11 protein-coding genes are annotated in these 13,144 nt (G+C 72.5%); 1 reads left to right on the forward strand and 10 read right to left on the reverse strand.

Annotated elements, in window-relative coordinates:
* Positions 1 to 102: 102 nt before the first annotated feature.
* From ACLZN2_RS27435 to ACLZN2_RS27480, 10 genes are all read right to left on the reverse strand, one after another.
* Positions 103 to 1,293, reverse strand: coding sequence for an esterase-like activity of phytase family protein (locus ACLZN2_RS27435; protein ID WP_416981825.1), 1,191 nt, complete (start codon positions 1,291 to 1,293; stop codon positions 103 to 105).
* Positions 1,294 to 1,356: 63 nt separating this feature from the next.
* Complete coding sequence (locus ACLZN2_RS27440; protein WP_416981826.1) at positions 1,357 to 2,292, reverse strand: ABC transporter permease; 936 nt, start codon at positions 2,290 to 2,292, stop codon at positions 1,357 to 1,359.
* On the reverse strand, positions 2,289 to 3,401 hold the full coding sequence (locus ACLZN2_RS27445) for an ABC transporter permease (RefSeq protein WP_416981827.1): 1,113 nt from the start codon (positions 3,399 to 3,401) through the stop codon (positions 2,289 to 2,291). The genes ACLZN2_RS27440 and ACLZN2_RS27445 overlap by 4 nt, the downstream gene beginning before the upstream one ends.
* On the reverse strand, positions 3,398 to 4,993 hold the full coding sequence (locus tag ACLZN2_RS27450; protein WP_416981828.1) for an ABC transporter ATP-binding protein: 1,596 nt from the start codon (positions 4,991 to 4,993) through the stop codon (positions 3,398 to 3,400). Before ACLZN2_RS27450 ends, ACLZN2_RS27445 begins: the two co-directional genes overlap by 4 nt.
* Positions 4,994 to 5,011: 18 nt before the next feature.
* Entirely contained in the window at positions 5,012 to 6,106 is a 1,095-nt protein-coding gene (locus ACLZN2_RS27455; protein WP_416981829.1) for a BMP family lipoprotein, read from the reverse strand.
* Positions 6,107 to 6,238: 132 nt separating this feature from the next.
* A complete protein-coding gene (deoD, locus tag ACLZN2_RS27460; protein WP_416981830.1) occupies positions 6,239 to 6,979 on the reverse strand; it encodes a purine-nucleoside phosphorylase in 741 nt (246 codons plus the stop codon).
* Positions 6,976 to 7,725, reverse strand: a complete 750-nt coding sequence (locus ACLZN2_RS27465) for a glutamine amidotransferase (protein WP_416981831.1) — start codon at positions 7,723 to 7,725, stop codon at positions 6,976 to 6,978. Before ACLZN2_RS27465 ends, deoD begins: the two co-directional genes overlap by 4 nt.
* A gap of 85 nt (positions 7,726 to 7,810) precedes the next feature.
* The gene (locus tag ACLZN2_RS27470) at positions 7,811 to 8,854 is read right to left on the reverse strand and encodes a LacI family DNA-binding transcriptional regulator (RefSeq protein ID WP_416981832.1); all 1,044 of its coding nucleotides are present in this window, start codon (positions 8,852 to 8,854) and stop codon (positions 7,811 to 7,813) included.
* On the reverse strand, positions 8,844 to 10,208 hold the full coding sequence (locus ACLZN2_RS27475) for an amidohydrolase (RefSeq protein WP_416981834.1): 1,365 nt from the start codon (positions 10,206 to 10,208) through the stop codon (positions 8,844 to 8,846). The genes ACLZN2_RS27470 and ACLZN2_RS27475 overlap by 11 nt, the downstream gene beginning before the upstream one ends.
* Before the next feature lie 126 nt (positions 10,209 to 10,334).
* Positions 10,335 to 12,386 (reverse strand): SpoIIE family protein phosphatase, encoded by a 2,052-nt coding sequence (locus ACLZN2_RS27480; protein ID WP_416981835.1) that lies wholly within the window; start codon positions 12,384 to 12,386, stop codon positions 10,335 to 10,337.
* Between the two features lie 235 nt (positions 12,387 to 12,621).
* Here ACLZN2_RS27480 and ACLZN2_RS27485 point away from each other — a divergent pair, with 235 nt between their 5' ends.
* Complete coding sequence (locus ACLZN2_RS27485; protein ID WP_416981836.1) at positions 12,622 to 13,122, forward strand: hypothetical protein; 501 nt, start codon at positions 12,622 to 12,624, stop codon at positions 13,120 to 13,122.
* The last annotated feature ends 22 nt before the right edge of the window (positions 13,123 to 13,144 follow it).

Genomic DNA, 13,144 nt, shown 5'->3' on the forward strand with positions numbered 1-13,144 from the left:
CGCTCTCTGTCCGGACGTGTTCCGTCTCGTACAGAAACCCGTGTCCCGGTGGCTTCCGCCACCGGGACCACCCGGGAGGGAGAAAGGGGTGCGCCGTACAGGTCAGGCCGTCGTGGGCAGCAGACCCTCGGGGACCGACAGCAGGTGGAACCTGGTGGTGCCGCCGTTGAAGCCGAAGTTGTCGTCGGAGACGAGGACGAGGCTTCGGGAGCCGTCGGGCAGGTTCGGGCCCCAGGTGATGCCCTCGACGTTGTCGGCGTCGGTGCCGGAGGCGGTGAAGTCGAACAGCAGCTTCTTGCGCATGTGCCGCTCGGTGCCGGACAGGGCGTCCTCGCCGCGGACGTCGGTGGCGCCGCGGGTGGTGGTCCAGTACAGCCGGATGGCGAAGCCGACGCCGGACGCGAAGGACCGCTCGACGGTGAGGTAGTCGGTCCGCGACAGGGCGAGGATCTCGGAGACGCCCCGGTCCGAGGACATCGTGTTCACGGGCGGGGGCAGCGGGGCGGTGGGGGCGTCGGAGACCGGGTCGACCCCGTAGACGTACTCGGCCTCAGGACGGCCCGTGCGCCGGTCCGAGACCAGCAGCCGGGAAGGGCTGCCGGTGGTCAGGCTCGCCGCCGGACCGTCCTGGACCAGGGCGTTCTCGGTGACGGTGACGACCTTGCGGCCGTCGGGGGAGAGCGCGAGCCCTTCGAGGGCCTGGTTGCCCCGGACCCCTGCGGTGAGGGTGCCGGAGGCGGAGCGCACCGGGGCGTACGCCTGGGGCAGCGGCAGTTCGCGGACGTACCCGCCGGAGGGGGACGTCTCGCGGACGAACGCCGGCTGTCCCGCGTTGGAGGCGCCCTCACTGGTCCACAGCAGGCTTCCGCCGCCCGGAGTCCAGCGGATCGCCTCCGGGTCGACGGCCTTGGTGGCGAAGGGCTGACCGGTGGTGTCCGCCAGCACGGTCAGTCCGTCGACGACCGGCTCGTCGACGGCGAAGTGTCCTCCGGCGAGCGGGAGCCGGAGGGTGTAGAAGCGGGCCTTGCCGTTCTCGGAGCGGTCGTCGCTGATCGCCGCGTAGGTGTGGGTACGAGGGTCGTAGTCGATGCCGGACAGCCCGCCGAACGGCATGCCGAACCGTGCGGTTCCGGCGGGGACGGTGAGGGTGTCGAGCAGTCTGACGCCGTCCCCCGCCGGTTTCCCGGCGGGGGAGGCCTGGGCGAGGGCGTGGCTGCTGAAGAGGGCGGCGACGGTGGTCAGGGTGCCGAGGACCAGGAGTCCGCGGTGGGTTGGGGAACTGCGCCGGGGCATGCGTGATCGTCCTTCGCGAGGTGACGGGTTCGGTGTGCGGCGGTTCAGGTTCGGGGCTGCGGTTCAGAGGGAGACAGGGGTGGGCTCGCCCGTGCCCCTGCGCCCACGGCGCCACGCGTACAGCGCGAGCGCGACGAGGGTCATGGCGTACGGGATGGTGGACACCAGCTGGGGCGGTACGTCGAGGGTGCCGAGCTGCACGGCGAGCGCCTCCGCCGCGCCGAAGCCGAGGGCGGCGAGGAACACCCCCCAGGGGCGCAGCCCGCCGAGGAAGACCGCGGCGAGGGCGATGAAGCCCCGGCCGGCCGTCATGTCGCGGACGAAGAAGGAGACGTAGCCCATGCTGAGGAACACTCCGGCGACGCCCGCGAGCGCGCCGCTGAGGGCGAGCCCGGTGTACTGGACACGCCGTACCGGGATGCCGACCGACGCGGCGGCGTCCGGCATCTCGCCGACGGCCCGCAGATGGAAGCCGAAGCGCGTGCGGTAGAACAGCCAGGCGACGAACGGCGCGGTGAGGAACGCCAGCCAGGTGATCAGGTTCTGGCCGGCGATCGTGTCGCCGAGGACGGGGACGCCGTCGATGCCCGGCAACGGGACGTCCGGCACGGTTCCGCTCTTCAGACCGGAGGTGCCGCCCTTGTCGTCGAGGAGGGTGTAGACGGCGAAGGCGGTGGCGCCGGAGGCGAGCAGGTTGAGGCCGATGCCCGCGATGATCGCGTCCGCGCCCAGCTCCAGGCGCAGGGCGGCGAGGAGGAGGCCGAGGAGGGTGGCGACGGCGATCCCGCCGACCGCCCCCAGAGCGACGGAGTGGCTGTAGCCGGCGACCAGCGCGCCCGTACAGGCGGCGGCGAGCATCTGCCCCTCCAGGGCGATGTTGCTGATGCCGGCGCGTTCGGCGACCAGCCCGCCGAAGGCGGCCAGCAGATAGGGGGTGGCGACCCGGAGGACCGCCGCCAGGAAGGCGCTGCTGAGGACGACGTCCAGGACGGAGCTCATCGGGCGGCCGCCTGTCTGCGGGCCAGGCGCCGCTTGAGGAGGTCGGGCAGGGCCTGAGCGGTGACCAGCAGCACGATGACCGCCTGGATGACGACGACGATCTCGGTGCCGACGTCGGTCTGCTGTTCCATGATGTCGCCCCCGGCGCGCAGATAGGAGTAGAAGAGCCCGGCGACCACGACGACCAGGGGGTTGTTCCTGGCCAGCAGCGCCACCACGATCCCCTCGAACGCGAGACTGCCGGCGAGGCCCGGTTCGAGGCGGCCGTAGACGCCCTGCACCAGATGCGCCCCGGCGAGCCCGGCCACCGCGCCGCCGATGACGAAGCTCCACTCGATGGCGCGCGGCACCTTGATGCCGCCGTACTCGGCGAAGTCGGGGTTGGCGCCGGTCATGCGGATGCGGTAGCCGAGCGGGGTGCGGGTGATGAGCAGCCACAGGGCGACGGCGGTGAGCAGCATCAGCCCGAAGCCGACGTTGGCCCGGCCCAGGGGCGTCCCGAACCAGTCGGTGAGCGGGGTGAGCGCCGAGTCCGGCCGGATGGGCTCGGAGTGCACGGCGGTGCTGCCGGACTGCTTGAGCGGGCCGTTGACGAGGTAGTCGTAGACGCGGACTGCGATGGCGTTGAGCATCAGCGTGGCCACGATCTCGTTGGCGCCGAGGCGGGCCTTCATCGCGCCCGGCACGAAGCCGAGTCCGGCGCCCGCCGTGGCGGCCGCCACCAGCGGGACGATCACGGCGGCGACCGGCGGCAGCGGTACGAAGATCGCCACCATGGCCGCGGCCAGCGCGCCCGCGTACAGCTGGCTCTCGGCGCCCAGGCTGATCTGCCGGGCCCGGAAGGGGATGGCGACCGACAGCCCGAGCAGGGTGAGGGTGGTGGCGTCCTCCAGCCAGCGGCCGACCCGGAAGGAGCGCTCCAGCGGGCCGGTGAGCAGGGCCTCGTAGGCGGCGAACGGGTCCTTGCCGGTGGCGAGCATCACGAGGAGGCCGACGGCGAGCGCGGCCACGATGGTGGCCAGGGTCATGGACAGGTCGACGAGGAGGCCGCGGCGGCGGGTCGCCAGGTACTCCCGTCGGTCCTCGGTCTCGATGAGCGTACGGGTCACGGGGCGGGCTCCTCGGGCTGCTCGCCGGTGTCGAGTCCGGCCGCCAGACGCGCGTCGTCGTGGTGTTCGACGCCGAGCATGTGGAGGCCGACGTGTTTCTCGGTGAGGCCGGTCGTGTCGTCGAACCGGCCGACCAGCAGGCCGTCCTTGAGCACGAGCAGCCGGTCGGAGAGGGCGAGCAGTTCGGTGAGGTCGGCGGAGATCAGCAGGACGGCGGCGCCGTTGTCACGGGCGGCCACGAGCCGCTCGTACATGAAGCGCATGGCACCGACGTCCACGCCCCGGGTCACCTGGGACGCGATCAACAGGCGTGGTCCGGCGGAGAGTTCACGGGCGACGATCACCTTCTGCATGTTCCCGCCGGACAACGCGCGCACGGGCACGGACGGGTCGGGGGTGCGGATGGCGTACTGGCCGATCAGCCGCTGGGCATGGGCCCGTACGGCCCTGGGGCGCAGGACGCCGCGGCGGGCGAGCGGGGGCCGGTCGTGGCGGTCGACGACGAGGTTGTCGGCGATCGACTCGTCGAGGGCGGCGCCGCCTCGGAGCCGGTCCTCGGGGATGTAGCCGACGCCCGCCGCGCGGTGGCCCGCGGCGTCGAGTCCGGCGGTGTCCGTGCCGCCGACGTGTACGCTGCCGGCGGTGGGCGCGCGCAACCCGGCCAGGATCTCGGCGAGTTCGCTCTGTCCGTTGCCCTCGATGCCGGCCACGCCGACGATCTCCCCGGCGGCCACGTCGAAGGAGATCCGGTGCAGGGACTGCCCGGTGGACGCCGCGTACCCCAACCGCCGTACGCGCAGGGTGACGTCGCCCCGGCGGGCCGGGACCCGGTCCACGTGGAGGTCGAGATCGCGGCCGACCATCATGGCGGCCAGGGAACGTTCCGTGGCGTCGGCGGTCGGTACGGTGCCGACCAGTGCCCCGGCGCGCATCACACTGACGGTGTCGCTGATCTCGCGTACCTCGCGCAGCTTGTGGGAGATGAACAGCACGGTCATCCCGCCGTCACGCAGCCGGCGTACGGCCGCGAAGAGGTCCTCGGTCTCCTGCGGGGTGAGGACGGCGGTGGGCTCGTCGAGGATCAGCACCCTCGCCCGCCGGTGCAGCGCCTTGAGGATCTCGGCGCGCTGGCGCATACCGACCGACACCTCGTCCACACGGGCCGTGGGGTCGACGGCGAGTCCGGACTCCTCGGCGAGCCGGGCCGTGGTCTCCACCGCCGCGTCGGCGTCGACGAGGCCGCGGCGGCCGGGCTCGACACCGAGGACAACGTTCTGGGCGACGGTGAAGGACGGCACCAGCATCAGGTTCTGGTGCACCATGCCCACACCGAGCGCGATCGCCTGGGCCGGGCCGCGCAGGGCACGGGCCCGGCCGCCGACCACGATCTCGCCGGACGTGGGCTGCTCCAGGCCGTAGAACAGCTTCATCAGCGTGGACTTGCCCGCGCCGTTCTCGCCGACCAGCGCCCGGATCTCGCCCGGCGGGACTTCCAGGTCCACGCCGCGCACCGCGCGCACCCCGTTGCCGTAGGTCTTGGTCACCGCCCGGGCGGCGACGGCCGGGCCGACCGGGTTCCCTGACTCGTTCATCACACGGGGCCCGTTCGGCTAGAAGGCGCTGGGGACCGTGACGGAGCCGGACTTGACCTCGTCGGCGGCGGCCTGGAGTTCGGTGCGTGTCTTCTGCGGGACCAGCTCCTGGAAGTGGGCGTCGTCCACGTAGCCGACGGCGTCCTCGGCGAGGCCGACCGTGGAGACGGCGCCGTACTTCAGGGCGTCCTTCTGGTCGTCCCGCGCCGCCTGGTAGAGCGCGTTGCCGACGTTCTTGAGGATCGACGTGACGACCGTGTCCTTCTGCGCCTGGTCGGTGAGCGTCTGGTACTGGTCGGAGTCGACGCCGAACGCGTAGCGCTTGGCGGTGACGGCGGACTCGAAGGTGCCGAGCCCGGAGAGCCCCGCGACCGGCCAGACCAGCGCCGCGCCCTGGCCGTACATCGCGGTGGAGATCTCCTTGCCGCGGGCCGGGTCACCGAACGGCTTGTCGCCGCCCACGTACTGCACCAGGACGTCGGATTCCGTTCCGCCGGCCGCCTTGAAACCGGCCTTGAAGCCGACCACGAAGTCCTCGATGACGGGGATCTTCACCCCGCCCATGACGCCGACCTTGTTCAGCGACCCGACTCCCTTGAGCGCCTTCTCCGCGACGAGTTTCTCGGCGAGGAATCCGGCGAGATATCCGCCCTCGTTCTGCTTGAACGTCACCGAGTAGACGTTCTCGCACTTGTTGGAACAGCCGTTCTTTCCGCTGTAGTCCACCGCCGAGTCGAAGACCCAGAACTTCTTGTCCGGGTACTGCGGGGCGAGTTCGCCGATGTAGTCGGTGACGTCGAAGGTGCCGGCGGCGAGGATGTCGTAGTCGTCGGCCGCGGCGGCGTCCTCGAAACCGGGCTCCCACTTCGTGCGGTCGGAGCCGAGCTCCACCACCTTGAGGTCGTACCCCAGGTCCTGCTGCGCCTTCTTCAGCCCCTCGTAGGCGGAGTCGAAGAACGACTTGTCGCCCAGGCCGCCGTTGATCACCAGTTTGATACGGGGCTTGCCGGAGGCCGACGCCGATCCGGAATTCCCGTCGCCCGATCCGCCGCACGCGGCCAGTACGAGCATTCCCGCCACCGCTGCGGCAGTCACGTTTATCGTGTGTCTCATCGTCGTTCTCCTGATCTTTCCGCATCTTTCCGCAGCGCCCGGGGGAGGGGCGGGTGGATGCGTCGACAGTAGGAAGTGCAAAACGTTTTGGCTACGACGCCCGGTTTCTGTTTGATTTCGGCTGGGAGAAATTCAGTCGTCGGCCAGGAGCGCCGCGGCCGCGATGCGCACCGCCCGCTCGAAACAGGTCTCCCGCTCGGCGGCCGACAGCTCCTCGCCGGTGCGGACATGGTCGGACGCCGTGAGGACGGCGAGCGCCTGAGCGCCCTCCGCCGCCGCGACGGCGTACAGTCCCGCGGCCTCCATCTCCACCGCGAGGGTGCCCCGGCTCTCCAGCGCGTCGAGAACGGCGGGCCGGTCGAGGTAGAAGTGGTCGGTGCTGAACACCGCGCCGACGTGCACCGCTCCGCTGCCCGGGGGAGGGTCGTGCGCGGCGCGTACGGCGGCGCCGAGCAACTGGTGGGACGGGGTGAGCGAGAGGGAGATGCCCGCGTCCGGCAGCCTGCCGACACCGGAGTCGGTGTGCGCGGCGGACGCGATCACCACGTCCCGCAGCGCCACCGAGGCCGGGATCGCCCCCGCCGTGCCGACCCGGACGATCCTGCGGACGCCGTAGTGGCGCAGCAGCTCGGTCGCGTAGATCGACATCGACGGGATCCCCATCCCCGAGGCGAGGACGGACATCGGCCGGCCCCGGTGCGTTCCGGTGTAGCCGAGGATCCCGCGTACGTCGGTGACCAGCCGGGCGTCGTCGAGGAACGTCTCGGCGATCCGGCGGGCCCGGCGCGGGTCGCCCGGCATCAGCACGAGCGGGGCGAAGTCACCGGGCACGGCCGCGATGTGGGGTGTACCGCGCGAGGGTGCGTGTGTCACAGCTCCGCCCCCGCCAGCCAGCGCACCAGGCGGTCCCACAGCTCGGCGTAGCCCTCCCAGGCGAGGAACGGCGGTGGCGCCCAGTGCGGGGCGACGTCGGAGGTGAACGCCGCCGAGCGGCCCGCGCCGTGGCCGCCGACGACCAGGAGCGGATGCCCCGCGCACTCGGCCAGCAGCGCCGCCTCCGGACGTACGGCCACCTCGTTCAGACCGAGCAGCGCGGGCCAGGAGCGCTCCAGGCCATCTACGACGGGGTGCTCGCCGACCACCTCAGGGACGGCACCGGACGGCAGCTCCACCCGGTCGTCCCGGTCGGCGATCCGCACCGGCAGCGCGGCGGCCAGCGGGGTGCGCCCCCAGCGGGCGCGGGCGTCGATCCCGCTGAAGGTGAGATAGCCGCCGATCATCAGCACCCCGCCGCCCCGTTCGACGAACGCCCGCACCACCTCGGAGCGGTCGGGCGCGGGCACCGAGGCGTTGAACGTCTGCGGCGGCAGCTGGAAGCTGTTGGCGCCGACATCACTGATGACCACGACGTCGTACGCGTCGAACCCGGCGTCGGTGTCGGGGACACGGGCGGGGATCTCATGGGCGGGGACGTACGTCACCTCGTGGCCGCGGGCCCGCAGCGCGTCGAGGAAGACGTCCGCGCCCTCGGTGTACTCGGCGGTGTGAAAGGCGTCGAAGCCCTTCTGGTGGACGGTGTAGGTGAACCAGGACTCGCCGACGACGAGGACTCTGGGCATGGGAGATCACCTCTCCTGGAGGGGGTTTCGGGCAGGGGGCACCGCGGCTCCGTGCGGGCTGAGGGAGCCGGGGTGAGGGAGGGAATCAGCGGGCGGGCGGAGCCGTGCTGCCGCGTACCTTGAGTTCGACGGGGAGGGTGTGCCGGGATGCGGGCGGGACCTCGCCCCGGGAGACGTACTGCAGGAGCTGGGCGGTGGCCGTGCGGCCCACGTCGTAGGCGGGCTGGTGGACGGTGGTCAGGGGCGGGTCGACCAGGGACGCGACGGGGATGTCGTCGAAGCCGACGACGGAGACGTCGTGCGGGACGGTGAGTCCCGCCTCCCGAAGAGCGGTGAGCGCGCCGAAGGCCATCAGGTCGTTCGCCGCGAACACGGCCGTGCAGTCCAGGAGGCCCTCGGCCAGGACGGCGGCGACGAGACGACGACCGGAGTCCTCCTTGAAGTCACCGACGCGCTCCACGACCTCCCCGCCGAAGGCCCGCACGAAGCCGGCCGCGCGGGCGGCGCTGCTGCGCAGGGCACGCGGGCCGGTCAGCATCAGCGCACGGCGGTGACCGAGTTCCCGCAGATGCGCACCGGCCAGCCGGCCGCCCGCCTCGTGGTCGGCGGTGGCGATGAGGGCACCCTCCAGCCCGTCGACCTCCTCGTCCGCGAGCGCGATGGGGAACTTCCCCATGAGGGCCTCCAGCCGGCGCAGGGACGGCGGCGACCCCGAGGCGTACACCATGCCGTCGATGAACCGGCTGCGGATCATGCCGAGATAGCGGTCCTCGCGGTCGGCGTCGAACTCGGTGTTGCACAGGATCAGCCCGTAGCCCAGGTCGTGGGCGGCGTCCTCGGCGCCCTTGGCGAGTTCGGCGAAGAAGGTGTTGCTGATGTCGGGGATGAGCAGTCCGATGACGGAGGTGGAGCCGGCCTGGAGGCTGCGGGCCAGCGAGGCCGGGACGTAGCCGAGGCGGTTGACGACCCCGCGGACCCGTGCGGCGGTCTCCTCGTTGACCGGTCTGTTGCCGCTGAGGACGTGCGAGACGGTGGTGGGGCTGACGCCCGCGGCGGCGGCCACGTCCTTGATGGAGGCGGGCCTGCGGACGGCCGAGGAACGGCCGTCGCGGTACGGCTCACGGGTCATAGTGCTGCACCGCTCTTCCGTGCGAGGTGTCGAGGATCCGCGCCACCCGCGCATCGGCCTCGGCGAGCAGCGCGGGCTCGTCCACGGTGAGCAGCCGGCCGTCGCGCATCAGCACCCGGCCGTCGACGACGACCGTACGGACGTCGCTCGCCCGGGCGCTGTAGACCAGGGCGGCCCGCGGGTCGTGCAGCGGACGGCAGTGCAGCCCGGCCAGATCGACCAGGACCAGGTCGGCGCGCAGCCCCGGCTCCAGGGCCCCGGTCCGGTCCTGGAGCCCGAGCGCACGGGCACCGCCGCGGGTCGCCAGGCGCAGGGTGTCGGAGACGGTCATCCAGGTCGCGTCCCGTACCTGCTGCTTCTGGGTCAGGGCGAGCAGCCGCAGCGCCTCCCACACGTCGAGCGTGTTGTGGCCTGCGGCGCCGTCCGTGCCGACGGCGACCGTCACCCCGGCGTCGAGCAGCTCCCGCACGGGGGTGAGCGGGGACAGCGCGTGCTTGAGGTACACCTTCGGGCAGCAGGCCACGGCGGTCCGGTCGGCGTGTTCGGCCAGCAGCGCCAGGTCCTCCTCGACGATCCCGCAGCCGTGCGCGATCAGGGCGCCGGCCTCGAGCACCCCGGTCTCGTGCAGCACCCGGACGGGCGTGACGCCCCGTCGGGCCAGGCTGGACTCGGTCTGCTCCAGATGCTCGGCGGCGTGGATGTGCACACGCAGGCCGAGCCGCCGGGCGTGACCGGCCAGGGTGCGCAGGTCCGCGTCGTCGACGGTGTACGGGGCGTGCGGCCCGAGCGAGACGGTGACCCGGCCGTCGGCCCCGCCGTGCCACGTCTGTGCGAACGCGACGGTCTCCGCCAGGGCGGCCGCGCCCCGACTGCTGAAGTAGGTGGGCGCGATGTCGGCGCGCAGCCCCGTCCCGGCGACCGCCGCGGCGATCTCCTCGGGGAAGAAGTAGTGGTCGGCGAACGTGGTCACCCCGGAGCGGATCATCTCGGCGCAGGCCAGCAGGGCGCCGGTCCGTACGTCGGCGGGGGTGAGGTTGCTCTCCATCGGCCACACCCGGTCGTTGAACCAGCCCTCGACCGTCACGTCCTCGGCCGCGCCGCGCATCAGCGTCATGGGGCTGTGCGTGTGCGCGTTGACCAGCCCCGGTACGGCCAGCAGGCCCTGGGCGTCGATCACCTCCGCCGCGTCGGGCGCCGGTGCCGAGCCGGCCGGCCGCACCTCCTGGATACGGCCGCCCGCGACGACGATGTCCCGGGCGGGGAGGATCTCGCACTCGCCCCGCTCCGGAACCCGCAGCACATCGCATCCGGACACCAGCAGGACACCCGGTCCGGCGGGCGTTCTCTCGTTCATGGCGCACAAGCTAGGCATCCAAAACGTTTTGCACAAGCATCGCTTTCCCGACGGATCGCCGGACACGGCAGGAGCGGACAAGGGGCGGGCAGGAGGCCCGCGGGTGTGCTCAGGTGAACCGGCGGCTCACTGGGGGCGGGCCATCAGGACCGCGACGTCGTCCTGGGCGCCGTGCGGCAGCAGCTGTTCCAGGACGCCGTCACAGAGCGCGGCGAGCGAGGGCGCGGGGTGCCCCAGGGCCCGGGCGAGGCGGTCCAGGCCCTGGTCCAGGTCGCTGCCGCGGGCCTCGATGAGCCCGTCGGTGTACAGGACCAGCAGGCTGCCGGGCGGCAGCGGGACCTGCTCGGTCGCGAACCGCCGCCCTCCGGTGCCGAGCGGGGTGCCCGGCGAGCCGTCGAGGAAGGTGACCGCCCCGTCGGGGGTCACCACGGCCGGCGGGGGATGGCCGGCCCGGGCGATCAGACATCCGCCGTTCGCCGGATCGTGCACGGCGTACACGCAGGTCGCCATCTGGTCCTCGCCCATGTCGGCCACGACGGCGTCCAGCGAGCGGAGCATCCGGGCCGGACGGATCCCGTGCCGGGCGAGCGAGCGCACCGCCGCGCGGAGCTGGCCCATCACCGCGGCGGCATGGATGCCGTGGCCCATGACGTCCCCGATGACCAGCCCGGTCCTCTCGTCCGGCAGCGCGATCACGTCGTACCAGTCCCCGCCGACGTCGTGCTCACTGGCGGGCAGGTACCGTCCGGTCAGATCGAGACCGGGTACGGCGGGCAGCGCGCTGTTCGTCAGGCTGCGCTGCAGGGTGAGGGCCGTCGCGCGCTGCCGGGTGTACATGAGCGCGTTGTCGATGTTCAGGGCGGCGCGCGCGGCCAGCTCGTCGATGAGGACGCAGTCCTGCTCGTCGAAGGGCTCACGGCTGCGCAGCCGCGTCACCACGATCGCGCCGAGCGCCTTGCCCCGGGCGACCAGCGGGACGAGCCGCGCAGAGCCCAGACTCATGAGGTAGGCACGCAGTTCGCCGGCGCGCGGGTCGGTGACCAGCGCCGGGACGTCCGACCGGTACAGGTTGGTGGGGCGGCCCTCGGTGATGACCCGCTCGTAGAGGGAACCGTGCGCGAGCCGGGAGGTCAGGCCCGGGCGCAGCCTGGCCTTCGGCGCTGCCGGGTCGGTGAAGAGCGCCGCCATGCGCCGGACCACACCGTGCACGGCGTCGGTGGGCTCGTCGGGTGTCATCGCCTCCTCCAGGATCTGCACGTCGGCGGAGTCCGCGAGCTGCGGCACCAGCATCCGCACGATTTCCTCGGAGGTCTGCCGCAGGTCCAGGGTGGTGCCGATGCGGGTGCCGGCCTCCGCCAGCAGCGCGAAACGGCGCCGGGCGCGTTCCGCGTCGCGCTCGGCCTGCTGGCTCTCGGTGATGTCGATGAGGGACGCGATCAGCCCCAGGGTGCGGCCCGCGCCGTCGAGCAGCGGGGCGTACGAGCACGACCAGGTCCGTTCGCGGTCGGGGTCGGCCGAGGTCCGTCCGGTGCGGCGGACGTCGACGACGGCCGTGCCCCGGTCCAGTACCTCCCGCATCGTCGACTCCAGGGCGAGCGCGTTGACCCCGGGCACGACCTCCGTCAGCCGCCTGCCCACGTGCTCCTCGGCGGAGACGCCGTTCATCCGGGCGAGCGCGTCGTTCACGCGCAGGAAGCGCAGATCGGTGCCGAGCGTGGCCAGACCGATCGGCGACTGGCTGAAGAGGCTCTCCAGCGCCGCCAGCGAATCCCGCATCCGCAGGACCTGCGAGGTCTCCACGGCGATCAGCATCGCCCCGGCCCGCCCGTGCGGATCGGCGGCCGGGACGATCCACATCTCCATCGTGACCTGATGTCCTTCGCGATGCCGCACCGACAGCGTCCCGACGACCGTCTCCCCGCTGTGCACGCGATCCGTGAGCTGGTCGGCCAGCTCACGGTTGCCCTCGGGCACCAGCAGCGCCGAGGCGGGCCGGTCGAGCACGTCCGCTTCCTCGTACCCGAGCAGATCCTGGGCAGCCAGCGACCACTCCACGATCCGGCCGTCCGCGTCCTCCCGCCACAGCGCGATCGGAAGCAGCTCGCGCAGCACGCCCGCGTAGCCGACCGCCCCCAAGGGCTTCTCCGGCACCTGGCCCGCCGTCTGGGGAGCATCCACCGCATGACCTCACCCTGGGCAACATTTCATACGAAAACACCATATCCGGAACTGTGGTGCCCGCCGTGTCCGGCGACGCCGGCGCCCGAACCGCGAACGCGCCCCTCCGGGTGCCCCGGTCAGGGCCGTTCGACCCTAGCCACGCCTGCGGGGCCCTGCCTTCATTGATCGCGAGAACGGACGGAAGGCGCCGTGAGGCGTCGTGACGGTGCCGTACGGCGGGAAGGAGCGGTGGATGATCGCGGTCGTGGGCCACGCCGACGTGACCTCGGAGAGCCTCGGGCTGCTGGAGGCCGAACTGGTGGCTCTGCTGGAGGGGGAACCCGGCGGGGGGCCGGGAGTGGTGCGCGCCGGGGGCGGCGCCCCGGTGGCGTTCGCACGGGCGCTGCGGGTGGCGGGGCGGGACCTCGTCGTGGTGATCCCCACCAGCGGCATGGTGCCCGCGCTGCTGCCGGAGCGGGACCGGGTGCCGACGGGGGAACTGCTCCTGCTCGCCCGGGAGGTACGGCTGCTGACGTACGACCCTGGGGACCGTGACGCGTGTGTCGGAGCGGACGAGGAGATCATCGCGGGCTGCCGGCGCCTGGTGGCGGTGTGGGACGGCTCGCCGTCCAACGGCCGGGACGCCACCGCGCATCTGGTGGCCTACGCCCGCGCCCGCGGTGTCGAGGTCGACGTGCTCTGGCCGGCGGGCGTGACCCGCACGGGCCTGCGCGTGGCGCAGGGGCGACGGTGACGCCCGTGTCGGCCACGACCAC

Origin of the sequence: Streptomyces sp. T028 (assembly GCF_048159505.1) — a bacterium.
GTDB lineage: Bacteria > Actinomycetota > Actinomycetes > Streptomycetales > Streptomycetaceae > Streptomyces.